The organism is Marinobacter salsuginis (assembly GCF_009617755.1).
GTDB lineage: Bacteria > Pseudomonadota > Gammaproteobacteria > Pseudomonadales > Oleiphilaceae > Marinobacter > Marinobacter salsuginis.
Genome location: NZ_BGZH01000004.1, coordinates 22,992 through 44,923, shown reverse-complemented (window position 1 = coordinate 44,923; position 21,932 = coordinate 22,992). Strand labels below are relative to the sequence as shown.

24 protein-coding genes are annotated in these 21,932 nt (G+C 57.2%); 19 read left to right on the top strand and 5 right to left on the bottom strand.

The features are described 5' to 3' along the window. Nucleotides 1-14 precede the first annotated feature (14 nt). The 4 genes from ribH to GJU83_RS16800 are packed head-to-tail and all read left to right on the top strand — an operon-like array spanning nt 15 to nt 2,451. A complete protein-coding gene (gene ribH / locus GJU83_RS16815) occupies nt 15-491 on the top strand; it encodes a 6,7-dimethyl-8-ribityllumazine synthase (protein ID WP_069185166.1) in 477 nt (158 codons plus the stop codon). Beyond that, a complete protein-coding gene (gene nusB / locus GJU83_RS16810) occupies nt 491-967 on the top strand; it encodes a transcription antitermination factor NusB (protein WP_069185167.1) in 477 nt (158 codons plus the stop codon). The genes ribH and nusB overlap by 1 nt, the downstream gene beginning before the upstream one ends. Before the next feature lie 3 nt (nt 968-970). Continuing rightward, complete coding sequence (thiL, locus tag GJU83_RS16805) at nt 971-1,927, top strand: thiamine-phosphate kinase (protein WP_153634758.1); 957 nt, start codon at nt 971-973, stop codon at nt 1,925-1,927. Beyond that, nucleotides 1,924-2,451 carry a phosphatidylglycerophosphatase A family protein gene (locus GJU83_RS16800; protein ID WP_153634757.1) on the top strand — a complete coding sequence of 176 codons (528 nt, stop codon included), beginning with the start codon at nt 1,924-1,926 and terminating at the stop codon, nt 2,449-2,451. The genes thiL and GJU83_RS16800 overlap by 4 nt, the downstream gene beginning before the upstream one ends. A 19-nt stretch (nt 2,452-2,470) precedes the next feature. On the opposite strand, the gene GJU83_RS16795 is transcribed toward GJU83_RS16800, so the two are convergent. Continuing rightward, entirely contained in the window at nt 2,471-2,674 is a 204-nt protein-coding gene (locus GJU83_RS16795) for a DUF6316 family protein (protein WP_153634756.1), read from the bottom strand. A 269-nt stretch (nt 2,675-2,943) separates the two neighbouring features. On the opposite strand from GJU83_RS16795, the gene GJU83_RS16790 reads away from it, so the two are divergent. Further along, nucleotides 2,944-3,639 carry a DUF2057 family protein gene (locus GJU83_RS16790; protein ID WP_153634755.1) on the top strand — a complete coding sequence of 232 codons (696 nt, stop codon included), beginning with the start codon at nt 2,944-2,946 and terminating at the stop codon, nt 3,637-3,639. Nucleotides 3,640-3,675: 36 nt separating this feature from the next. Here GJU83_RS16790 and GJU83_RS16785 read toward each other — a convergent pair whose 3' ends face one another. Both GJU83_RS16785 and GJU83_RS16780 read right to left on the bottom strand, forming a co-directional pair. Then, nucleotides 3,676-5,205 carry a WS/DGAT/MGAT family O-acyltransferase gene (locus GJU83_RS16785; RefSeq protein ID WP_069185171.1) on the bottom strand — a complete coding sequence of 510 codons (1,530 nt, stop codon included), beginning with the start codon at nt 5,203-5,205 and terminating at the stop codon, nt 3,676-3,678. A gap of 116 nt (nt 5,206-5,321) precedes the next feature. Beyond that, entirely contained in the window at nt 5,322-6,233 is a 912-nt protein-coding gene (locus GJU83_RS16780; protein WP_153634754.1) for a LysR family transcriptional regulator, read from the bottom strand. 115 nt (nt 6,234-6,348) lie between these two features. Here GJU83_RS16780 and GJU83_RS16775 point away from each other — a divergent pair, with 115 nt between their 5' ends. After that, on the top strand, nt 6,349-7,335 hold the full coding sequence (locus GJU83_RS16775; RefSeq protein WP_153634753.1) for a glutathione S-transferase family protein: 987 nt from the start codon (nt 6,349-6,351) through the stop codon (nt 7,333-7,335). On the opposite strand, the gene ispB is transcribed toward GJU83_RS16775, so the two are convergent. Beyond that, nucleotides 7,328-8,296, bottom strand: a complete 969-nt coding sequence (gene ispB, locus GJU83_RS16770; protein WP_153634752.1) for an octaprenyl diphosphate synthase — start codon at nt 8,294-8,296, stop codon at nt 7,328-7,330. The genes GJU83_RS16775 and ispB overlap by 8 nt on opposite strands. A gap of 243 nt (nt 8,297-8,539) precedes the next feature. On the opposite strand from ispB, the gene rplU reads away from it, so the two are divergent. From rplU to proB, 4 genes are all read left to right on the top strand, one after another. Then, a complete protein-coding gene (gene rplU, locus GJU83_RS16765) occupies nt 8,540-8,851 on the top strand; it encodes a 50S ribosomal protein L21 (RefSeq protein ID WP_008170744.1) in 312 nt (103 codons plus the stop codon). A gap of 36 nt (nt 8,852-8,887) precedes the next feature. Further along, complete coding sequence (gene rpmA / locus GJU83_RS16760; RefSeq protein ID WP_008170742.1) at nt 8,888-9,148, top strand: 50S ribosomal protein L27; 261 nt, start codon at nt 8,888-8,890, stop codon at nt 9,146-9,148. 144 nt (nt 9,149-9,292) lie between these two features. Further along, complete coding sequence (cgtA, locus tag GJU83_RS16755) at nt 9,293-10,486, top strand: Obg family GTPase CgtA (RefSeq protein WP_153634751.1); 1,194 nt, start codon at nt 9,293-9,295, stop codon at nt 10,484-10,486. A gap of 36 nt (nt 10,487-10,522) precedes the next feature. Next, nucleotides 10,523-11,647 carry a glutamate 5-kinase gene (proB, locus tag GJU83_RS16750; RefSeq protein ID WP_153634750.1) on the top strand — a complete coding sequence of 375 codons (1,125 nt, stop codon included), beginning with the start codon at nt 10,523-10,525 and terminating at the stop codon, nt 11,645-11,647. A 63-nt stretch (nt 11,648-11,710) separates the two neighbouring features. On the opposite strand, the gene rpsT is transcribed toward proB, so the two are convergent. Continuing rightward, complete coding sequence (gene rpsT, locus GJU83_RS16745; protein ID WP_008170735.1) at nt 11,711-11,980, bottom strand: 30S ribosomal protein S20; 270 nt, start codon at nt 11,978-11,980, stop codon at nt 11,711-11,713. Nucleotides 11,981-12,241: 261 nt separating this feature from the next. On the opposite strand from rpsT, the gene murJ reads away from it, so the two are divergent. The 9 genes from murJ (at nt 12,242) to GJU83_RS16700 (ending at nt 21,930) form a co-directional block, all read left to right on the top strand. Beyond that, nucleotides 12,242-13,822 carry a murein biosynthesis integral membrane protein MurJ gene (gene murJ, locus GJU83_RS16740; RefSeq protein WP_153634749.1) on the top strand — a complete coding sequence of 527 codons (1,581 nt, stop codon included), beginning with the start codon at nt 12,242-12,244 and terminating at the stop codon, nt 13,820-13,822. Between the two features lie 81 nt (nt 13,823-13,903). Next, nucleotides 13,904-14,875 carry a bifunctional riboflavin kinase/FAD synthetase gene (gene ribF, locus GJU83_RS16735; RefSeq protein ID WP_153634748.1) on the top strand — a complete coding sequence of 324 codons (972 nt, stop codon included), beginning with the start codon at nt 13,904-13,906 and terminating at the stop codon, nt 14,873-14,875. Nucleotides 14,876-14,949: 74 nt separating this feature from the next. Beyond that, nucleotides 14,950-17,769, top strand: a complete 2,820-nt coding sequence (gene ileS, locus GJU83_RS16730; protein WP_153634747.1) for an isoleucine--tRNA ligase — start codon at nt 14,950-14,952, stop codon at nt 17,767-17,769. Continuing rightward, nucleotides 17,769-18,293 carry a signal peptidase II gene (gene lspA, locus GJU83_RS16725; RefSeq protein WP_153634746.1) on the top strand — a complete coding sequence of 175 codons (525 nt, stop codon included), beginning with the start codon at nt 17,769-17,771 and terminating at the stop codon, nt 18,291-18,293. Before ileS ends, lspA begins: the two co-directional genes overlap by 1 nt. Nucleotides 18,294-18,298: 5 nt before the next feature. Further along, nucleotides 18,299-18,751 (top strand): FKBP-type peptidyl-prolyl cis-trans isomerase, encoded by a 453-nt coding sequence (gene fkpB, locus GJU83_RS16720; protein ID WP_153634745.1) that lies wholly within the window; start codon nt 18,299-18,301, stop codon nt 18,749-18,751. Between the two features lie 18 nt (nt 18,752-18,769). After that, nucleotides 18,770-19,723 carry a 4-hydroxy-3-methylbut-2-enyl diphosphate reductase gene (ispH, locus tag GJU83_RS16715; protein WP_153634744.1) on the top strand — a complete coding sequence of 318 codons (954 nt, stop codon included), beginning with the start codon at nt 18,770-18,772 and terminating at the stop codon, nt 19,721-19,723. 235 nt (nt 19,724-19,958) lie between these two features. Continuing rightward, nucleotides 19,959-20,438, top strand: coding sequence for a GspH/FimT family pseudopilin (locus tag GJU83_RS16710; protein WP_167516410.1), 480 nt, complete (start codon nt 19,959-19,961; stop codon nt 20,436-20,438). A 23-nt stretch (nt 20,439-20,461) separates the two neighbouring features. Continuing rightward, nucleotides 20,462-20,902, top strand: coding sequence for a type IV pilus modification protein PilV (pilV, locus tag GJU83_RS16705; RefSeq protein ID WP_083231886.1), 441 nt, complete (start codon nt 20,462-20,464; stop codon nt 20,900-20,902). 20 nt (nt 20,903-20,922) lie between these two features. Further along, nucleotides 20,923-21,930 (top strand): PilW family protein, encoded by a 1,008-nt coding sequence (locus GJU83_RS16700; RefSeq protein WP_167516408.1) that lies wholly within the window; start codon nt 20,923-20,925, stop codon nt 21,928-21,930. The last annotated feature ends 2 nt before the right edge of the window (nt 21,931-21,932 follow it).

The following is a 21,932-nucleotide window of genomic DNA, read 5'->3' as shown; positions in this document are numbered from 1 at the left end:
TGAAGGAGCCATCAATGGCAGATATCAGAGTAATTGAAGGTGATTTTACCGAGTGCAGCGGACGTTATGCGCTGGTCGTGGGCCGTTTTAACGGCTTTGTTGTGGAAAGCCTGGTTGAAGGTGCACTGGACACCCTGCGTCGTCACGGCATTTCCGATGCGGATGTCACCATTGTGCGTGTTCCGGGGGCTTATGAAATGCCGCTGGCCGTCAAGCGCGTTGCAGAAACCAATGATTATGATGCGATTATCGCCCTGGGTGCGGTCATCCGTGGTGGCACGCCCCATTTCGAGTACGTTGCTGGCGAGGCCTCCAGTGGGCTCGGCGCAGTCAGTCTTGATACCGATGTGCCGGTAACTTTCGGGGTGCTGACGGTGGATTCCATCGAACAGGCCATCGAGCGTTCCGGAACCAAGGCTGGTAACAAGGGTGCGGAAGCAGCGATCACTGCCCTTGAAATGGTCAGTCTGTTCAAGAAGCTGGGTGAGTAATGAGCGAAACTGAAGGTACATCACCGCAGCCGGCTGCGTCCGGCCAACCAAAAGCCGGTGATCGACGCCGTGCCAGGGCCCTTGCTATGCAGGGGCTCTATCAGCGTCATTTCAGCAAAACGGCGATTTCTGACATTGAAGCCGAGTTCATGGTCGACAATGACATGAGCAAGGTCGATCTGCTGTATTTCCGTGATCTGCTTCGCGGTGTGCATCGCGAACAGGGCGAACTGGACAAGCTGATCGAGCCTTTCCTTGATCGTCCTATCAACGAGGTTGACCCGGTGGAACTGGCGATTGTTCGTCTGGGAGCCTATGAGCTCAAGCATCGGCTTGATGTGCCCTACAAGGTGGTGATCAACGAAGGCATTGAAATGGCCAAGCGCTTCGGTGGCACCGAGGGCCATAAATTCGTCAACAGCATCCTCGACAAGCTCAGCGGCCGACTCCGCCTTGCCGAGACTCGCGCCCGCTAGGCGATGGGCGAGTTCGAGCTGATCCGGCGCTTCTTTTTGCCGCTCGGCGAGCGGCAGGAATCCGGGTCTCTGATGCTGGGGCCTGGGGATGATTGCGCGATTCAGCGGATTCCCGCTGGCCGGGATCTTGTCTTTTCCGTGGATGCTCTCGTGGAGGGTGTCCATTTTCCCCGAAATTATCGCCCGGATTACCTGGGTTGGCGTGCTCTCGCTGTCGCAGCCAGTGATCTTGCTGCCATGGGCGCCGACCCGGAGTGCTTCACGCTTGCGCTGACGCTGCCAGCCGTGGATGAGCAGTGGCTTGAAGATTTCTCTGCCGGGTTGAGACGAGCCAGCGAGGCGTTCGGTCTCCAATTGGCTGGCGGGGATACAACCTCCGGGCCGCTCACTCTGAGCCTGCAGGTGCATGGCACTGTAGAGCAGGGGGGCGGGGTCCGACGCTCAGGCGCCCGTGCGGGGGATCTGATTGCCGTGTCGGGCACCCTGGGTAACGCGGGGGCTGCCCTCGACTATCTCTCTGAACCTGCCCCTTCTGCTGACATCCTCGCAGTGCTTGAGCATTACCATAGGCCCTGGCCAAGGCTAGATCTGGCAGGGGAGGTGCGCCGGTATGCCAGCGCCGCGATTGATATCTCCGACGGTTTGTTGGCTGATCTCGGCCATATTCTTGCCGCATCGAGGGTCGGTGCCCGGATCGCGAGTGATCGAGTACCTCTTTCGGCCGCGCTCTCGCGACTCAAAGGTAGCAAGGCCCTAAACTACGCGTTGCGTTCGGGGGACGATTACGAACTCTGCGTCTGTTTTGCCCCGGAAAGCTGGGAGTCTGCACCGGAATCACTGAAGAGCCAGCTTACCGTGATTGGGGCCGTTACTGCCGAGCCGGGCCTGTACCTCGATGGCGTTGATTGCGGTCTGGAAGCGGTGCCAGCGGGGTATGACCATTTCAGGGGTAAATCATGAGTCAGGAAGGTCAAGCTCCGGAGCCCGAGGCGCCGGCAGTGATATTGCCACCCGGTTTTTTGCGAAACCCCGTGCACCTTTTGGCCTTTGGGTTTGGCAGCGGCGCAACCGCGAGGGCACCCGGTACATGGGGGAGTCTGGCAGCCATACCACTCTGGTACGGTTTCGCCTGGTTACCGCCGGTGGGTTATTGGCTGGTGATCCTGGTTGCGTTTATCGTAGGTATCTGGCTTTGCGGAAAGACGGCCCAAGACCTGAAGGTTCATGACCATGGCGGTATTGTCTGGGATGAATTCGTCGGGATGTGGATTGCTCTGGGACTGTTTCCCGACAATATTTACGGGGTTCTGGGCGCCTTCGCTCTGTTCCGGCTCTTCGACATCGCCAAACCCTGGCCCATAAACTGGCTGGACCAGCACCTGCCGGGCGGGCTGGGAATTATGGTCGACGACGTGATCGCCGGTTTAATGGCCCTGGCCTGCCTGTGGGCAGTGGACGTGTGGCTCGTTCCCGTAATGGTCTAGCGAGCCAGCACTGACCCCGTCAGTGAAGCTGCTGCTCTTCCGGCAACAGCCGGACAACGTGCAGAAACCGCTTCAGGCCTGTCTCCGCTCGCTCCCGGGAAGCAAACGGGCCACTATCAAACCCCTCCCGGGTAGTGAAGTACCATTTGCTCCCTACGCAGAAGAATCGATTGCTGCGAAAGGGAACCGGCCCCTCTTCTCCGGTCCTGCGTTGGGTGTCCATGGCATCTCCTGTACTGCCCGCTTTTCGCTCTTGCTTTTCGGGCGCCGCGTTAATATCTGCCGATCTGTTTAAAATTAACCCAATTCAGGGCGAATTCAACATTTTTTTACAATTTTACGGGTTGCGTCTCACTCGGGATCATCAGTGAAAAATCCAGAATGCGGTGGTAAAGCCCGCCGTTGTCTTGCCCTTGTCAGATGCACTCGTCAGAATGCTAAAAAACTGGCGCCAGCCTGATGTGATATCCATCCTCATGCCAAGGAGACTTAATGAACATTTCTTATCTGATCCGTGTTTTCCAATCCACAGGACAGCGCTGTCGTCGAGGCGTAACTTGTTTGCGTGCCGGGCTGGCTGCCGTGCTCGTAGTGTCTCTGGTGGGATGTGCTTCCAGTGTCAGCGTCGTTGAAACCTGGGAAGGCAATCCTGCGGCCGCGTCTAACGCCGCTACTTTGCAAACACCCGGTGAAATCCGCGTGACCCGGGTGAACGGCCGCGTCATGACCAACTTCCTGATGGATGACCTGGCCCTAGACTACGCCTTGCTTCCAGGCGAAAACGAGGTTGTGTTTGTCTACAAGACTATCTGGGCGAAAAGCACTGTGGTCAGAAACGGGGAATCGAAAGTTCACGTGATTGAGAGCGAGCCCCAGGTTGCTCGCTTCGAGGCCGCAGCCGGTGAGACTTATCGGTTCAAGTTCGATCAGCCGGAGTCACGCCAGGAAGCTGAAGAAGAAATGCCGGAATTTTCCGCCCAGATTGTCTCTTCGGCGGGAGCAGCCGTGGCGACTTCCACCGTTTGGGATCCGAAAGAGCTGATGACAACCTCCCGTACGCCGATCCCGGCGTCTACTTCCGAGATCGCTCCTGCAAACGGCGACAATGCACTTGAACAGCTCAAATCCATTTGGGAAACAGCGAGTGACGAGGAAAAGAAGGCGTTTCTTCGTTGGGCCTTCGAATAATCGAATCCTTGCCTGAACGTTTCCGGGCCTGCCTGTTCAGGCCCGGAAGCGTTTAAAGGCCTTCTTCAGAAGTCCCTCCATCGCGTTCATCGCATCATCCGCCAGGGTCTGTGTTGGCGAGGCGGCAATGGGCTCTTTGGCATCCTCGGCCCCGAGCTGTTGCATGGCCGATTCGATGGCGCTGAGGCTTTCAGCCACGTGAGCTTGCAGGGACTCCCCATGTGCCACCACGTCTGGACAGCTGGTGAAATTGAGGGTCAGTCTTCCTTCATAGCTTACCGCAACAATAACCAGTCCCATGCTGTCGAACAGCGGCGCCGTGTTGTACTGCTGAACCAGTCGTGCGCCCTGTAGGTAAAGTGGCACCTGCGGCCCCGGAACGTTGGTGATGGGGAGGTTGAATACTGGCTGGTAGCGCTGGGCAATCTGCAATTCCGAGTAAAGTCTCGCTGATAGTGCCAGCATGGTGGATGGCAGGAGCTCCGTAAGCCGATCCGCGGCAATGGCCTCCCGGTAAGGTTCGGAGGCAACCGCATTCCAGTGAATCCGTCGAATCCGGTGGGCAGGATTGGTTTCATTGGTTGCCAGATCCAGCAGCATGGCGGACATCTGGTTCCCGGTTGCCCGGCGCAAACTGTTGGAACGCACCGAAATCGGTGTCATTGCCACCAGTGACTTTTCGGCGTTGGCGCCTTCGCTGATCAGATAGCGTTTCAGGGCTTCGGCACACAAACCCAGAACAACATCGTTCAGGGTTACATCACCGAGGAATGCTTTGATCGCTTTCAATCTGGAAAGCTCCACGCTGGCCGAAACGATCTGTCGGTTTGCTGTAATCTGGCGGTTGAAGGGGCTGTGTGGGGCCGAGAACAGCGGCAAAGGTAGCGGTAGTTTGCGCAGTTGTTTCTGGATCAGACCGCGGGCTGTGGCCTCGGCGGCGTTGAAGGCCAGAGAGGTGAATTGCAGAGGCGTTCGTATGATGTTCGCGCCGGCCTGCAGTACTACACGCTCTTCGGACGGTTCAGGTCTCGGCTGCCAGGGCCGCGGCGGAGCGATCGGGCTGGGCTGGGGGGTGTACTCAAGAAGCTTGCCGATTATTTCTTCGCCGCTGAAGGCGTCAATGGCGGCGTGATGCAGTTTGACGATCAGTGCAAAGCCTTCGCTGCCGGTGTTTTCATCGTCCAGTTTGAAGCCGTCTACGAAGGTGATGTGCCAGAGGGGGCGATCCCTCTTTAAGGGCTCTTCCAGAATCCGGGAGGCCAGGGTCATCAAGCTTGCCTTACGGCCATGTTCGCCCAGATTGACGTAGGCAAGGTGGCGTTCAATGCTGAAATCCGGGTCGTCAATCCAGTAAGGCCGGCCCAGGCGAAAGGGAATCTCTTTCAGGCGCTGACGAAATACCGGCACGACATGCAGGCGGCTTCTAAGGTAAGCGACAAAGGTACTGAAGGCCAGTGGCTTTTCCCGCTCGCTGGCATCGAAGAGATAGATGCCGCCGATGTGCATCGGTGTTGTTTCCGATTCCAGGTACAGGAAAGAGGCATCCAGTTCCGACAGTTGCCGCATCAGAGAGCTCCCTTCGGCGTTGGTTTCAGCTGCAGTATAAACGAAGTGTGCTGGCAAGCGGTTGACTCATTTGCCTGACTTTATTCCAAGTTTAAGTCATATCATTTTCTTTATTTTCAGCCTGTTAGCCAGTTTCCGATGGCGCCATTCGCGCTGAGCCGCTCCCAGAACCACATCAAAGCCTTGCCCTGATCCTCGGCATGCCTGGCTATATGGAGCGTTATCGGTTGGCGTGATTCCTGGACCTCTTTGATGATCAGTTTCCCTTCTTCCAGCTCTTTACTGATTCTTGCCCTCGGTAACCAACCCACGCCAAGACCGGCCACCTGAATGGCGATCTTCTGATCAATGTTGGCGACGGTCAGGGTCCGTTGCCTGTGAAATATGCCGGCATGTCCCGGTGGTAATGAACGTGAAGTGTCTGCCGCCACGGCTGCGGGAAAACGGGAGATGTCTTCCTCGGAAAGCGGCGTGTCGGCATCAGCCAGGGGATGATCCGTGGCAACCGCAAAGACAAAGGGCATGTCTCCCAGCGGCTTTGTAGTGTAGTTTCCGGCAGGCTTGCTGAAATTATCGGCACCAATGATCAGGTCCACTCTTCGGCTTTGTAGCGCATCCCAGGTGCCGGCGAAAACCTCCTCCACGATTTGCACATCCACCGGCACGCCCAGCTCATAGAATTCCTGGATTGTCGGAAACAGGCATTCTGCTGGCAGCAGCGAGTTGAACCCGATTCGTAGACGCGTTTCCCAGCCTTGGGCGACCTGGCGGGTGGTGTGAGCCAGGTTTTCTGCCGCTTCCAGCAGGGTGCGGCCCTCCTCCAGAAGGTATCGGCCGGCCGGCGTCAGTCGAGCGCGATGTCCGGTGCGGTCGTAGATGGCCACGTTCAGGTCTTCTTCCAGTTTCTGCACGGTGTAGCTGATGGCGGAGGGAACCCGGAACAGTTCGTTAGCGGCCCCGGCGAAACTGCCTTTGCGGTCAATGGCGTCAAGGACTTTGAGGGCGTCTATGGTGATGGCTGTATGCATGTTCGAATTATCTGAGGTTGTTGGCCAGAAATGCTTGTTTGAGAGCGTAGCAGGGTCCCCGGTATTCTGCCCGTATTGATTTCATCATGTTCAGGAATTTTAACGGGAGGGCTATATGGGCCTGCTGATTGATGGCAAATGGCACGACAAGTGGTATGACACCGACAAGACCGGTGGCAAATTTGAACGGGAGGCGGCCCGCTTCCGTAATTGGGTGACCGCCGACGGCTCGCCGGGGCCGGAAGGCGAGGGTGGCTTCAAGGCCGAGTCCGGTCGTTATCACCTGTATGTATCGATGGCCTGTCCCTGGGCACATCGCACATTGATCTTCCGAAAGCTCAAGGGGCTGGAAAAGCACATTTCAGTTTCCGTGGTGCACCCGGACATGGTGGAAAACGGCTGGGAGTTTCGGCCGGACAGCGAGCAGCATCGGGACCATCTGCATGACTTCCGCTTCATGCACCAGGTTTATACCAAGGCGGCCCCAGAGTATACCGGGCGGGTGACGGTGCCAACGCTGTGGGACAAAAAGAAGCAGACAATTGCGAGCAATGAATCCGCCGAGATTATCCGCATGTTTAATTCGGCGTTTGATGGTCTCGAAGATGTTCGCGCTGACTTGGATTTCTACCCCAGGGAGTTACAAGGGGAGATTGATGAGGTAAATACCCGGGTGTATGACACGGTTAACAATGGCGTTTACAAGGCGGGCTTTGCTACAGCGCAGGATAAATACGAGGAAGCCTACAACGCGTTGTTCGATTCCCTCGACTGGCTTGAAGAGCGATTGTCTGGAAAACGGTATCTCGTGGGTGGCCGTTTAACGGAGGCAGACTGGCGTCTGTTCACTACGTTGATCCGGTTCGATGCGGTGTATTACAGCCACTTCAAGTGTAACCGACAGCGTATCAGTGATTTCCCGGCGCTTTCTGCCTACGTTCGGGATCTCTACCAGGTGCCGGGTGTGGCGGAGACTGTCGATATCGATCAGATCAAACGCCATTACTATGTGAGCCAGAGAACCATCAACCCGACTCAGATCGTGCCGGTCGGGCCGAAACTGGACTTCGATTCACCTCACGGTCGTGAGTCGCTCAGCTAACCCTGGCAAGGGCGACTTCGGTCAGCAGTTCCATGGCCATTTTATGGCCGGAGTCGGGTAGGGATTGAAGGCAGGTCTTCGCCAGGTCTGCCTGCTCCCGGGCCTTGCTCATGGTGTATTCGATGGCGCCTGAGCGCTCAACGATCTCGAGGATGCGTGGCAGATTGTCCAGGCCGCCCTTGCGAATCGCCTGGCGGATCAACTGCCGCTCATCCTCTGTTCCATGGGCCATGGCGTGGATCAGCGGCAAGGTCGTTTTGCCTTCCGCCAGATCGTCGCCAACGTTTTTGCCCATGGCTTCGGCGTCGCCCCGGTAATCCAGGACATCGTCTACTAGCTGGAACGCCAGGCCCAGGTACTTGCCGTAGTTTTTCAGGCTTAGTTCCTGCTCGTCACTGGCCTCGGCAAGCAACGCGCCGGTGTGAGAGGCGGCTTCGAACAGCATGGCGGTCTTGTTGTGGATGACCTTCATGTACTGCTCTTCGGTCAGATCCGGGTTTTTCACGTTCATTAGCTGCATGACCTCGCCTTCGGCGATTACCGCCGTGGCGTGGGACAATACGTCCATAATTCGCAGGCTTTTTAGCTCCACCATCATCTCGAACGCCCGGGCATAGAGGAAATCACCTACCAGTACACTTGGCGCGTTGCCCCAGCGGGCGTTGGCGGTGCTCCGGCCCCGGCGCATGTCCGAGGTGTCCACCACATCGTCGTGCAGCAGGGTGGCGGTGTGCAGGAATTCAATCACGGCGGCAAGTTTCAGATGATCGTCTTTATTGTAGCCGGCGGCCTGGCTGGAAAGCAGAACCAGTAATGGTCTCAGGCGCTTACCGCCGCTTTCGATGATGTACTGGGCTATTTTCTCTACCAGGGGAACATCGGAGGAAAGCCGCTGGATGATCAGGTCATTAACGCGGCTGAAGTCGTCGGCCACGGTGTCGTAAATGCGCTGGGCTGTCATGCGGCTTTTGGATCCCTTGCTGGTGTTATCGCCGTTGCGATCATTGATATTAAAGGCAGGTCGCGGCAATGCTAGGTATTGCCGAAGGTAGTGTCAACTTGGCTTGTGTTGCGGTGCGTCTTTTCGTACAATCACGCGCCCAACTCATCCCAACCTGCGCTCCCTGCTATAGGGTCGCCAGAGCGCCTCCCTTAGAACCAGGTGGATAAGAGCAGGGATGGGTCAATCGTGGAGAGCGAGTGAATGTACGCAGTTATTGTTAGCGGTGGTAAGCAGCACCGTGTAAAAGAAGGCGAAACCCTGAAGCTGGAAAAGCTGGAAGTTGAAACCGGTGGCAACGTTGAGTTTGATCGCGTTCTGCTGATCGCCGACGGCGACAAGGTTCAGGTAGGCGCGCCGGTAGTTGATGGTGCCAAAGTGACTGCAGAAGTGGTTAGCCACGGCCGTCACGACAAGGTTCAGATCATCAAGTTCCGTCGTCGTAAGCATCACATGAAGCGTCAGGGCCACCGTCAGTGGTTTACTGAAGTCAAGATCACGGGTATCAAGGGCTGAGGCTCTCGAATTACCCCTTAAATAAGGAGGCTGGTAATGGCTCATAAAAAGGCAGCAGGTAGTACCCGTAACGGTCGCGATTCCGAGTCGAAACGACTTGGTGTGAAGCGCTTTGGCGGCGAGACTGTATCTGCAGGCAGCATCATCATCCGTCAGCGTGGCACCCGTTTCCACGCTGGTAGCAATGTTGGCATTGGTAAGGATCACACCCTGTTTGCGAAAGCAGACGGCCAGGTAAAGTTCGAAACCAAAGGCCCGCAGAGCCGCAAGTTCGTGAGCATCGTTCCGGCTGCGTAAGCAGCGGCGATCCGGTTCTGTCGAACCTTGGGTGGCGCTGATATCCTGATATCATCAGGGAATCATAGCCATCCGGAGCCCCGCAAAGCTTCCTAGAGGCTGCGGGGCTTTTTAGTTTATGCGCATGGCGCAAAGGGTTGATTCATGAAATTCGTAGACGAAGCCACCATCATTGTGGAAGCCGGCAAGGGCGGTCACGGCTGTCTGAGCTTTCGACGTGAAAAATACGTTCCCAAGGGTGGCCCCGACGGTGGCGACGGGGGCGATGGTGGTTCCGTATATCTGGAAGCCGAGGAGTCGCTGAACACGCTGATCGACTATCGGTTCCAGCGCAAGCACAAGGCCCAGAATGGTGAGCCGGGCGCCGGTCGTAACTGCACTGGCAACAAGGGTCAGGATCTGGTTTTGCCGGTTCCCGTTGGTACCACGGTTGTTGATATGGATACCCATGAGGTCCTGGGGGATCTGACTCACGCCGGCCAGCGCCTTAAGGTGGCTCAGGGCGGGTTTCATGGTCTTGGCAACACCCGCTTCAAATCCTCAGTGAATCGCGCCCCCCGCCAGACTACCAAAGGCTCTGAGGGCGAGCTGCGTAACCTGAGGCTGGAGCTGAAAGTGCTGGCAGACGTGGGTTTGCTGGGCATGCCCAATGCCGGCAAGTCCACCTTTATCCGTTCGGTGTCGGCAGCCCGCCCGAAGGTTGCGGATTACCCGTTTACCACGCTGGTACCCAATCTTGGTGTGGTTAGCGTGCAGGCGCACCAGAGTTTCGTGATTGCCGATATTCCGGGTCTGATTGAAGGTGCCGCCGAAGGTGCCGGCCTGGGTATCCGCTTCCTGAAGCATCTCGTGCGCACCCGGCTACTGCTGCACCTTGTGGATGTGGCACCGTACGATGGCTCGTCGCCCGCCGATGCGGTTAGAGCAATCGAGCATGAGCTTGAGAAGTTCAGCGAAACCCTGGCCAACCGTCCGAGATGGCTTGTGCTGAACAAAGTCGACATGGTGGCCGAAGAAGATCGCGATGCTCATTGTCAGGCCATTGTCGATGAGCTCGGATGGGAAGGGCCGGTTTTCTGGATCTCTGCGCTCAGTGGCGAGGGCACCAAGTCCCTGGCTCAGGCCGTTATGCGCTGGATCGAAGAGCAGGCTGAGGAAGAGGCCCAGAATCCGGAATTTGCCGAGCGGGAAGCCGAGCGGCGCCGGCAGATGGACGACGAAGCTCGCGCCCGTATTGAAGCCGAGCGCAAGGCACGCCGCGCGGCCCGCGAAGAGGACGATGACGACGACTTTGACGACGATGATTATGACGTCGAAGTGGTCTACGCCCCGGAGTAAACGAAGGACTGATACCAGAGAGATCGCTCAAGCATCATGACTGAACGCCTACAGCTGCGCCAGGCCCGACGCCTGGTTATCAAGATCGGAAGCGCCCTGCTGACCAACGATGGCCGTGGCCTGGACGTGGCTGCGCTGGGTTTGTGGGTGGATCAGATCGCCGAGCTGATTGAAGACGGCGTGGAGGTGGTGATTGTTTCCTCTGGTTCCGTCGCGGAAGGGATGAGTCGTCTGGGCTGGACGGTTCGGCCCGAGCAGCTTCATGAGCTTCAAGCCGCTGCAGCTGTTGGTCAGATGGGGCTGGTGCAGACGTGGGAAGCCCAGTTCAAGCGGCACGACATCCATACTGCGCAGATTTTGCTGACCCATGATGATCTATCGGACCGTAAGCGATATCTGAACGGCCGAGGCACACTGCGCGCCTTGCTGAACTTTGGTGTAGTGCCAATCGTCAATGAAAACGATACCGTTGTTACCGATGAGATTCGGTTTGGCGACAACGACACCCTTGGGGCGCTGGTTGCCAATCTGATTGAGGCGGACGGTCTGATTATCCTGACCGACCAACTGGGTCTGTTTGACAAGGATCCGAGGAAGCATTCGGGCGCTCGCCTGGTGACGGAGCGGCGGGCTGAAGACCGCGAACTGGACGCCATGGCCGGTGGTGGCGCTGGAGTTCTTGGTCGTGGTGGCATGCAGACCAAGTTGCGGGCGGCACGGCTTGCGGCAAGGTCCGGGGCTTTTACTGTGATCGTCGGTGGCCGAATCGAGGGTGTGATTGGCCGGTTGAGGCAAGGCGATGTAATCGGCACCTTGTTGTTGCCGGAGCAGGGCCGGATTGCTGCCCGAAAGCAATGGCTCGCCAGTCATTTGCAGACCCGTGGCAGGCTGACACTGGATGATGGTGCTGTGAAAGTGCTCTGTCTGGGAGGCCGCAGTCTTCTGCCGGTTGGGGTCAAGGGCGTGGCAGGGCAGTTCCGGCGTGGGGAGATGGTGTCTTGCTTCGATCAGAGTGGCCGTGAAGTTGCCCGGGGTCTGGTGAATTACGATGCCGATGAGGCCAGGGCCATTGCCGGCCGGTCCAGTGATCGGATTACCGAAATCCTTGGCTATATGTCAGGCGAGGAGATGATCCACCGGGACAATCTGGTGATTGTTTGATAATTGTTCGGCCATAAAAAAACCGGCCAACTGGCCGGTTTTTTTATGCCTGAATTGAGCTGATTAGGCGCTCTTCAGGGCCTTGATCTTGGCGCTCAGACGGCTCTTGCTACGAGCGACCTTGTTCTTCGCGAAGATGCCTTTGTTTACCATGCTGTCCAGAATCGGCTGAGCCTGCTGGAAAGCGGCCTGGGCTTCTTCGTAGTTGCCGGCTTCGATCTTGGATTGGATCTTTTTCACATATGTACGAGCCATGGAACGCAGGCTTGCATTGTGCTTGCGGTTCTTCTCGTTCTGACGTGCGCGCTTCTTGGCTTGCGGGGAATTTGCCACCGTAAAACTCCTGAAAATCTCAAATTCGTTGCTGAATGATTCGTTACATCGCGGGCGCGCCAAAACCAGCGCGTCGAAATAAATGACGCGGAACTATGCCGCTCAAACCTTCAAATGTCAAGGCTAAAACCCATTTCATGCCCCGACACAGAAGGCCTGTGGTAAACTCGCGGCTCACTGAACGCGGGCTTGACCGGGAAGCAGGTAATTCCCGAAATGCCCGCGCCAAAAGGATGTCCAGAATGACAGACAAGGGCCTGCATGTCGTCGGAACCTGAATCAACACCTGAACAGAAACAATTGCCCAGGGCGCCGGGCCTGCTGAGGTCGTCGGGGCTAGTGGGTATTATGACGATGCTTTCCCGGGTGTTGGGTCTGGTTCGGGATATGGTCATCGCCCGTTATTTCGGCGCCGGTGCTGGGGCCGATGCCTTTTTTGTGGCTTTCAAGATCCCGAATTTCCTGCGACGGCTGTTTGCCGAGGGTGCCTTCTCCCAGGCCTTTGTGCCTGTGTTGTCATCCTACCGGGAGAATCAGTCACTATCGGACGTTCAGCGGTTGGTCAATGCGGTGGCGGGCTCCCTCGGGTTGGTGCTGTTGGGCGTGACCCTGGTGGCCATCCTCGGAGCGCCAGTGCTGACGGCGGTTTTTGCCCCCGGCTTTCTGGATGATGAGGTAAAGTTCGCGCTTACGAGCGACATGTTGCGAATCACTTTCCCTTACTTGCTGCTGATATCCCTGACCGCCTTCGCCGGTGGCATTCTCAATAGCTACGATCGTTTTGCTGTACCCGCGTTTACCCCGGTCCTTCTGAATCTGTCGATGATTGCAGCGGCCATCTGGTTGACGCCGTTGATGGATGAGCCGGTGATGGCCCTGGCCTGGGGCGTGTTCATCGCCGGGGCCCTGCAGTTGTTTTTCCAGTTGCCATTTCTGATGCGGTTGGGCCTGCTGCCACGGCCTCGCGTGGATTATCGCCACGAAGGCGTCAGCCGGATTCTCAAGCTTATGGCACCCGCGCTGTTCGGGGTGTCGGTGAGCCAGATCAACTTGCTCCTTGATACGGTTCTGGCGTCCTTTCTCCAGACCGGCAGCGTATCCTGGCTGTACTATTCTGATCGTCTTTCAGAGCTGCCCCTCGGTGTGTTCGGCATAGCCATTGCCACGGTGATCCTGCCGAGCCTCTCCCGTAAACACGCAGCGGCGTCCGCGGACCAGTTCGCGGCCACCCTGGACTGGGCAGTCAGGGCGGTTCTGCTGATCGGTTTGCCGGCCGCCCTTGCGCTGGCGTTGCTGGCCGAGCCGCTGATTGCGACCCTGTTTCATTATGGCGCGGTAACAGACCGGGATGTTGCCATGTCGGCCCAGAGCTTGAGGGCTTATTCCGGCGGGTTGCTGGCGTTCATGTTGATCAAGGTTCTGGCGCCGGGATTTTTTGCCAGGGAGGACACCAAGACACCTGTCAAAATCGGCATCATCGCCATGGTGGCAAACATGGTGTTCAACCTGATTCTGATATTTCCGCTGGCCCATGCCGGTCTTGCGCTCGCTACCTCTATTTCGGCCTGGTTGAATGGCTATTTTCTGTGGCGGGGGCTTCGCAAGGAAGGGGCCTGGCAGAGCCAGCCCGGCTGGCCCCGTTTTCTGCTGCAGCTGATGTTTGCCAACGCTGCGTTGGCGGCCATCATTGTCTGGCTCAGCGACCCGGTGTCGGTGTGGCTGGCAAACGGCGGTTACCAGCGGGCAGCGGATATGGCGTTGCTGGTGGGGGCAGGCGTGGTCGTCTACTTCGTCGCACTGGCGCTGGCCGGGGTTCGGGTAAGACATTTCCGCCACAGGTAAGGTATAATCGCGCGTTTTCTCACCAGCGTTGCGGTAAAAGCAGGCGCTGAAAGCTAGCTGGCAATTGAAGGTTCGCATTACATGCGTCTGATCCGGGGCCTGACCAACCTTAAAATGCTTTCCCGTCGGGACGAATCTCCGCTCGCTAAAGGGTGTGTGGCCACCATTGGCAACTTCGATGGTGTGCATCTCGGGCATAAGACCATTATTGATCAGGTGAAAAGCAAGGCTGAAGCCCTGGGTGTTCCATCCGTGGTGATGATTTTCGAGCCTCAGCCCCGGGAGTTTTTTCAGGGTAGCGAAGCGCCACCAAGGCTCATGGGGTTTCGGCAGAAGTTCGAGGCCCTGCTGGCGGAAGGCATCGATATCGTGCTGTGCCTGCGCTTCAATCAGGCGTTTCGCAGTTATTCCGCCATGGGCTTTATAGACGATGTTCTGATTGGGGGGCTGGCTGTCCGCCACCTGGTGGTGGGCGATGATTTCCGGTTTGGCTGCGATCGGGCCGGAGACTTCGAGCTCCTTGAAAAAGTCGGCAGGGACACCGGATTTACCGTTGAGAATACTCTTACGGTGACGGTAGACGGCGAACGTGTGAGCAGTACCCGAGTCCGGAATTCGCTCACAGTGAACGGGCTGCAGAAGGCTGAAACACTTCTGGGTCACCCCTACCGGATTCGTGGCAGGGTCGTTTACGGTCGTCAATTGGGGCGCCAGATTGGCGCGCCAACCGCGAACATTCTGTTGCACAGAACACCGGCCCTGCGCGGAGTCTATGTGGTTGCGGCCACACTTGATGACGGCGCCCGGTTTGATGGCGTTGCCAATATCGGTGTACGCCCCACCGTTGACGGAAAGCGTCCCTCGCTGGAAGTGCACCTGTTTGACTTTGCTGGCACACTTTATGGCCAGCATCTGGAAGTGGTATTCCGCCACGGGCTGCGGGACGAGGAAAAGTTCGATTCCGTGGATGAGCTGAAAGAACAGATTGCCCGGGATTTTGATCATGCCCGAGCGTGGATTGACGAAAACGGTTCTGTGAAAAGCGCGGATTGAAACGCCCGGCTGCGCCCCAACGAATTAATGATCGACCAAAACTGACCAAGACCAAAAGAGTACGCACACAAACCATGAGCGACTACAAGCACACTCTGAACCTGCCGGAAACCGCCTTCCCCATGCGCGGGAACCTGGCCAAGCGCGAGCCGGAAATGCTCAAGCGCTGGCAGGATCTCGACGTCTACGGCAACCTGCGCAAGCAGCGTGAGGGGCGGGAGAAGTTCATCCTTCATGATGGCCCTCCCTACGCCAACGGCAGCATTCACATTGGTCACGCGGTCAACAAGATTCTCAAGGACATGATCGTCAAGTCCCGCAGCTTCATGGGCTATGACGCACCCTACGTGCCGGGCTGGGACTGTCATGGTCTGCCCATTGAACACAAGGTGGAGCAGGAGATTGGCAAAGCCGGCGTGAAGGTGGACTACAAAACCTTCCGCCAGGCCTGTCGCGACTATGCCACCAAGCAGATTGCCGGCCAGAAAACCGATTTCATCCGCCTGGGCGTGATGGGGGAGTGGGACAAGCCCTACCTGACCATGGATCCGAAGGTCGAAGCGGGCATTGTTCGCGCCCTCGGCAAGATTGTCGCCAAGGGCCACCTCGTGCGTGGTTACAAGCCGGTTTACTGGAGTGTGGTGGGTCAGTCCGCACTGGCAGAAGCAGAGGTGGAATACCAGGACAAGACCTCTACCCAGATCGATGTGCGTTTTACCGCAGTTGATCAGGCAAAAGCCCTGTCGCTGTTCGGCGCCGACAATGGCAGCGGTGATGTGTCCGTGGTTATCTGGACCACCACGCCCTGGACCATTCCGGCCAACCAGGCGGTTTCGCTCAATGCCGACCTTGACTACGCATTGGTGCAGACCGATGTCGGCCAAGGGCCCGAGCGCCTGATTCTCGCCGCCGACATGGTGGAAGGTATCATGGCGCGCTGGCAAGTTGAGAGCTACGAAGTGCTGGCAACCTGCTCCGGCGCGGCTCTGGAGAGCCTGGTTCTTCAACACCCGATCTACGACAAGCAGGTACCGGTGATCCTGGGCGATCATGTTTCCACTGACGCTGGTACCGGTGCTGTTCATACTGCGCCGGATCACGGTATGGAAGACTTTGAGGTCGGCAAGGCCTACAACATCGGCACCATCAACCTGGTTCAGGCGGATGGTACCTACACGTCGGCCGCCGGTGAGCTGGCTGGCGTGCATGTTTACAAGGCGGACGAGCCTGTTTGCAGCGCGCTTGAACGTGAGGGCAAGCTGGTTCGCTCCGAAAAGTTCCGCCACAGCTACCCTCACTGCTGGCGTACCAAGACCCCGTTGATCTACCGGGCAACCCCCCAGTGGTTTATCAGCATGGACAAGGAAAACCTGCGCGCTGACGCTTTGGAAGCCATCCAGGGTGTGCGCTGGGTGCCTGCTTGGGGTAAGAACCGTATCGAAGCCATGTTCAACCAGTCGCCGGACTGGTGCATCTCCCGTCAGCGAACCTGGGGCGTGCCCATCACCTTGTTTATCCATAAGGAAACTCAGGAGCTGCACCCGGACACCCAGAGCCTGATCGAGAAAGTGGCCCAGCAGATCGAGGAGGGCGGAATCGACGCCTGGTACGAGCTGGATGCTGCTTCCCTGTTGGGCAGTGATGCCGAGCAGTACGAGAAGGTAACCGATACTCTGGACGTCTGGTTTGACTCTGGCGTGACACACGAGTCGGTCCTGCGGGTTCGCGAGGAGCTGGGCCAGTTCCCGGCGGATATGTATCTGGAAGGCTCGGATCAGCACCGGGGCTGGTTCCAGTCGTCCCTGAAAACGTCCATCGCCATGAACGGCGTGGCGCCGTACAAGCAGGTTCTGACCCACGGCTTTACCGTCGATGGCAAGGGCCACAAGATGTCCAAATCCCTGGGCAACGTGATCGCCCCTCAGGAAGTCATGAACGAGCTGGGCGCCGACATCCTGCGGCTATGGGTGGCCGCCACCGACTACAGCGGCGAAATGACAGTGTCCAAGGACATCCTGCGCCAGACCGCCGACGGTTACCGTCGGATCCGGAACACCTCCCGCTTCCTGCTGAGCAACCTCACCGGATTCGATCCGGAGCAGCACATGGTCGCGCCCGAAGACATGATCGCGCTGGATCGCTGGATGGTGGACCGAGCTCTGCAATTGCAGGAAGAGCTGCATGAGGATTATGGCAACTACGCCTTCCTGCGGATCTACCAGAAGGTATACAACTTTTGTGAAGCCACCCTGGGCGGCTTCTATCTGGATATCATCAAGGACCGCCAGTACACCACCCAGGCTGACAGCCTCGCACGTCGCTCCTGCCAGACGGCCCTGTACCATGTGGCCGAGGCGCTGGTTCGCTGGATTGCGCCGATCCTCAGCTTTACCGCTGACGAGATCTGGCAGCACCTTCCGGGCAAGCGCAGCGATACCGTGTTCTATGAAACCTGGTACGAAGGCCTCACGGCACTGCCCGAAAGCGCAGAGCTTGGCCGCGACTACTGGCGCGAGATGTACAGCGTGAAAGAGGCCGTCAACAAGTGCCTGGAGGAAGCCAGGGCTCGGGGTGAAATCAAAGGCTCGCTCAGTGCCGAGGTGACCCTGTTCTGCGAAGGCGACCTGGCGGCCGACCTGAAGCACCTGGGCGAGGAGCTGCGGTTTGTTCTGATTACTTCCGAGGCCAGTGTCAAACCGGTTTCAGAAGCGGGCGATGCGGAAATGACCTCCCATGAAGGTCTCCGCGTGAAGGTGACACCCGCCACTCACGCCAAGTGTGAGCGCTGCTGGCACCACCGTGAAGACGTCGGCCGCAACGCCAAGTACGACGATCTCTGTGGTCGCTGTGTGACCAATGTTGAAGGGCCCGGTGAAGCCCGCGCATACGCCTGATGGACGCGACCATGACGGAGCAGGTCACCGGGACCAAATTGAAGTGGCTGTGGCTGGCTGTTCTGGTGATCGCTTTGGATCTGGGCACCAAGGCGATGGCCACCGCCATGCTGACCTACGGTGATCCGGTTCCGGTGATGCCGATGTTCAATCTGACGCTGCTTCACAACACTGGAGCCGCGTTCAGTTTTCTGGCTGGCGCGGCCGGCTGGCAGCGCTGGTTCTTCGTAATTTTGGCGCTCGTGGTCAGCGTGGTGCTGATTTACTGGCTGAAAAACCTCCAGCGCCATGAAACCTGGACCGCCATTGCCATCGTACTCATACTCGGCGGGGCCCTAGGCAACGTCTACGATCGGGTGGTGCATGGCTACGTGGTGGATTTCCTGCATTTCTACTGGCAGGACTGGCACTTTCCCGCCTTTAACCTGGCCGACACTGCGATCACCATCGGTGCCGCCATGATGATTCTTGATATGTTCCGCAAACCCGCCGATTCGGACGGGGATGCGCAGAGAAGTGAGTAGCTCTTATGAATGAACTGCCTGTCGACAAGGGTACCCGGGTAAAACTGCACTTTGCCCTGAAATTCCCGGATGGCGAAGTGATTGACTCGACCTTTGAGAAAGAGCCGGCTTCCCTGGAAATCGGCGATGACAACCTGCCGGAAAACTTCGAAGCTTACCTGATGGGCATGAAGGCCGGTGACAGGGACAGCTTTGAGGTTCCGCCGGAGAAAGCCTTTGGCCAGCACAACCCGAATAATGTCCAGACCTTCAAGCGCCATGAATTCAGCCCCGATATGGTTCTGGAGCCGGGCGTGATGATCTCCTTCGCCGATGCGCGCCAGAGTGAGTTGCCCGGTGTGGTCAGCCGAGTGGAAGGTGACGAAGTCGAGGTGGATTTCAATCATCCCCTGGCAGGGCGTACACTGACGTTTGAAGTAGAAATCATTGACGTGGAGCCGGCTGGCCCGGCCCACTAAGCAGAGTAGCAGGTTACTATGCAGATCCGACTCGCCAATCCCCGAGGTTTTTGTGCCGGCGTGGACCGCGCCATTGAAATTGTAAACCGGGCGCTGGACGTGTTCGGAGCGCCTATCTATGTAAGGCACGAAGTGGTCCACAATAAATTTGTGGTGGATAATCTGCGCAACCGTGGCGCCATTTTCGTGGACGAGCTGGACGAGGTGCCAGACGACAAGCTTGTTATCTTCAGCGCCCACGGCGTCTCCCAGGCAGTGCAGAATGAAGCGGCGCGCCGTGGCCTGAAGGTCTTTGACGCGACTTGCCCGCTGGTCACCAAGGTCCACCTGGAAGTCATGCGCTACAGCCGCGATGGCCGGGAATGCGTGCTGATCGGCCACCATGGCCACCCGGAAGTGGAAGGCACCATGGGGCAGTACGACCACAGCAATGGTGGTGAGATTTACCTCGTGGAAAACGAGGAGGATGTTGCCAACCTCGAAGTTAAAGACGCCGGCAAGCTCTCCTACGTGACCCAGACCACCCTGTCCATGGACGATACTGCCAGGGTCATCGACGCTCTTCGTGCAAAGTTCCCGGACATTCAGGGCCCGCGCAAGGACGATATCTGCTACGCCACCCAGAACCGTCAGGACGCGGTAAAGCAATTGGCTGGTGACTGTGATCTGATGCTGGTGGTGGGCTCGCCGAATAGCTCTAACTCCAATCGTTTGCGGGAGCTGGCGGAGCGGATGGGCACGCCTGCTTATCTGATTGATGAGGCTTCCCAGATTGACGCCGCCTGGTTGGAAGGCAAGACCTCTGTTGGTGTTACCGCGGGTGCCTCAGCTCCGGAGGTTCTGGTGAACGATGTGATTACTCGCCTGCGGGAGCTTGGCGGCAGCGTTCCGGAGGAGATTGCCGGGCGTGAGGAGAATATTGTGTTTTCTATGCCGCGAGAGTTGCGGATAGAGGCCACTGAAATAGAATAAAACAGCTCGCTATCCTTCCGAACCTTGTATCGAGTAGACCCCCTCTCCCGGTTATGAGGTTCGCGCCATATCCCGGCGCGCCTCCAAACACACCAGCCAAGCAGTTGTGTGATACTCGTCACATGGCTGTCTTGCCGATACCGTTTATCGTTGGAAAGAAACCATTTGTCAGATGCTTGTAGAGGCACGATGGCGCCCTGGATATTCTTTGCATAGGTCAAAGTGGAAGGAAACTATGACAACAAACCGAAAAAATGCCGGGTTTACGCTGGTTGAGCTGATGGTAGTCATCGCTTTGATTGTGATTACAGCGGCTGTCGCCGTCCCTGGGTTTCGCGGGTTGATTGAAGCAAATCGTCAGACATCTGCGACAAACAGCGTGATTGGTCTTCTCAATTTCGCACGCTCAGAGGCTGTGCGTAGAGGCGAACCGGTTCAGGTCTTACCCGTAGGAGGGGCCTACAATAATGGCCTTCGAGTTGTGTTGGCTTCGGATGTAAATACGGTTATCCGCAGGATTGAACCAATGCCGGGAAGCGTGACCTTGTCGCGAACTGGTGGGGTCGATCCCACATTTAGCGGTAACGGGATGAAGCAGAACGGAGCTTCAACGGTCTATCAGGTGTGCCCAGGAAATGGCGAGGCCGGTGTGTCAGTGGTTGTGAATGCTGGCGGACAGACTTCCCGAGATCAGGTTGCCCCGGCATGTTCTTAAGTCAGTTTCGAGAGGGAAGGTCGATGAGTGATTTTAATCGGCACAGAAGAGCTTCTTCCGGCTTTACGATGATCGAAGTGCTGATTGCACTGATCATCATGGCGATCGGTTTGCTTGGTGTGGCCGGATTGCAGACGGTGTCAATGCAGCAGACTGCAGCGGCCGATAGCCGCTCCGTTGCCATCATGCACACCCAGACGATGGCAGAATACATCCGGTCCATTCGCGGAATGCCTGCTGCTGGCGAGGTTGAGGACTGGGAGTCTCAATTGCAGAACGACTTGGGACCAGGAAGTACTGGCACGGTGGAAGCCAATGGCGGAAGCGCTGCCGTAATTTCAGTGCAATGGGTAGAGAGAATGAATCGACTGGATCCCGGCGCAGGATCTGCGGAAGGTGGTGAGTCAGGCGAGAAAGAAGAAGTCACCGGGTCCTTCAGCCTAAACGTGAGGTACAGAGAATGACGTTTCAGCGACAGGCAGGTTTGTCGATCGTCGAGCTGATGGTCGCGCTTGTGTTGGCAACCCTGTTGACGGTTGGTCTGTTCCAGATTTTTAACTCCAATAATCTGTCGTTTCGGATTACGGAGGCGACTGCACGGACACAGGAATATGGGCGAATCGCCTCAGAAATTCTGGGCCGTGAAATTCGAGGCGCCGGATATTTCGGCTGTAACATCGAAAACGTCGTTAACAATCTCGACGACACTGACGAAGCATTTGATGCTGATGCTCATGAGTTCGACATCGACGCCCCGATCTCATCCAGGAATGCCGACCGACCAGCTGGAGCTGTTGCAGGTACCCATTTCATCCGTTTCTCAGGTATGGAGAACAACGGGAATGAAATTTCGACCGTCGGGCCCGAGACCTCTGCTTCTATCGAAGTAGATGAGCGTGGTGGTCTGCAAGTGGACGATATCATTGCAATTTCCGATTGCACCGGCACGGACATTTTCCAGATTTCGAATATCCAGCAGGGCGGCGGCGGTGGTGCCGAGATTACGCTGGTCGCTAATAGTGGCGAAGACGATCCGGGAAACGATTTTACCGATAATGGATGCACTAACTGCTTTTCGAACAACTACGGAACAGGTGCCCAGATTCTGCGCCCATACAACCGGACGCTGTACATTGGGACCAGTAATGTAACCGGTGAAAGAGCACTCATGAGGCTTGTGCCGAATCAGGCGCCTGTGGAGCTTGTAGAGGGAGTGTTTGATATGCGGGTCAGAATGGGCACCTCTAACACTGCGAACAACCCGGTGAATAACTGGACCGAGTCAACAGGTGCCGTTAACTGGAACAATGTACGGGCTGTCGAGGTAAGTCTGCTTGTTCGGGGCGGGGACAATAACCTTTTCGATGGAGCGCAATCGCTATGTTTCCCGCGCTGGGCAGATTGTGATGGTGGCCCCAACTTCGAGGCACCCGATAACCGGCTGTACCGGGTTTATAACTTCACCATGAACGTCCGAAACGCGTCACGCTAGAG

What these genes read in the sequence shown, in the direction of transcription:
- GJU83_RS16795 (WP_153634756.1), bottom strand. Translation starts at nt 2,674, where the DNA reads ATGGACACCCAACGCAGGACCGGAGAAGAGGGGCCGGTTCCCTTTCGC.
- murJ (WP_153634749.1), top strand. Translation starts at nt 12,242, where the DNA reads ATGTCGTCGGAACCTGAATCAACACCTGAACAGAAACAATTGCCCAGG.
- GJU83_RS16790 (WP_153634755.1), top strand. Translation starts at nt 2,944, where the DNA reads ATGAACATTTCTTATCTGATCCGTGTTTTCCAATCCACAGGACAGCGC.
- ispH (WP_153634744.1), top strand. Translation starts at nt 18,770, where the DNA reads ATGCAGATCCGACTCGCCAATCCCCGAGGTTTTTGTGCCGGCGTGGAC.
- GJU83_RS16710 (WP_167516410.1), top strand. Translation starts at nt 19,959, where the DNA reads ATGACAACAAACCGAAAAAATGCCGGGTTTACGCTGGTTGAGCTGATG.
- proB (WP_153634750.1), top strand. Translation starts at nt 10,523, where the DNA reads ATGACTGAACGCCTACAGCTGCGCCAGGCCCGACGCCTGGTTATCAAG.
- GJU83_RS16785 (WP_069185171.1), bottom strand. Translation starts at nt 5,205, where the DNA reads ATGCGGCAACTGTCGGAACTGGATGCCTCTTTCCTGTACCTGGAATCG.
- ileS (WP_153634747.1), top strand. Translation starts at nt 14,950, where the DNA reads ATGAGCGACTACAAGCACACTCTGAACCTGCCGGAAACCGCCTTCCCC.
- GJU83_RS16800 (WP_153634757.1), top strand. Translation starts at nt 1,924, where the DNA reads ATGAGTCAGGAAGGTCAAGCTCCGGAGCCCGAGGCGCCGGCAGTGATA.
- ribF (WP_153634748.1), top strand. Translation starts at nt 13,904, where the DNA reads ATGCGTCTGATCCGGGGCCTGACCAACCTTAAAATGCTTTCCCGTCGG.
- fkpB (WP_153634745.1), top strand. Translation starts at nt 18,299, where the DNA reads ATGAATGAACTGCCTGTCGACAAGGGTACCCGGGTAAAACTGCACTTT.
- rplU (WP_008170744.1), top strand. Translation starts at nt 8,540, where the DNA reads ATGTACGCAGTTATTGTTAGCGGTGGTAAGCAGCACCGTGTAAAAGAA.
- thiL (WP_153634758.1), top strand. Translation starts at nt 971, where the DNA reads ATGGGCGAGTTCGAGCTGATCCGGCGCTTCTTTTTGCCGCTCGGCGAG.
- cgtA (WP_153634751.1), top strand. Translation starts at nt 9,293, where the DNA reads ATGAAATTCGTAGACGAAGCCACCATCATTGTGGAAGCCGGCAAGGGC.
- pilV (WP_083231886.1), top strand. Translation starts at nt 20,462, where the DNA reads ATGAGTGATTTTAATCGGCACAGAAGAGCTTCTTCCGGCTTTACGATG.
- GJU83_RS16780 (WP_153634754.1), bottom strand. Translation starts at nt 6,233, where the DNA reads ATGCATACAGCCATCACCATAGACGCCCTCAAAGTCCTTGACGCCATT.
- nusB (WP_069185167.1), top strand. Translation starts at nt 491, where the DNA reads ATGAGCGAAACTGAAGGTACATCACCGCAGCCGGCTGCGTCCGGCCAA.
- ispB (WP_153634752.1), bottom strand. Translation starts at nt 8,296, where the DNA reads ATGACAGCCCAGCGCATTTACGACACCGTGGCCGACGACTTCAGCCGC.
- GJU83_RS16775 (WP_153634753.1), top strand. Translation starts at nt 6,349, where the DNA reads ATGGGCCTGCTGATTGATGGCAAATGGCACGACAAGTGGTATGACACC.
- ribH (WP_069185166.1), top strand. Translation starts at nt 15, where the DNA reads ATGGCAGATATCAGAGTAATTGAAGGTGATTTTACCGAGTGCAGCGGA.
- lspA (WP_153634746.1), top strand. Translation starts at nt 17,769, where the DNA reads ATGGACGCGACCATGACGGAGCAGGTCACCGGGACCAAATTGAAGTGG.
- rpmA (WP_008170742.1), top strand. Translation starts at nt 8,888, where the DNA reads ATGGCTCATAAAAAGGCAGCAGGTAGTACCCGTAACGGTCGCGATTCC.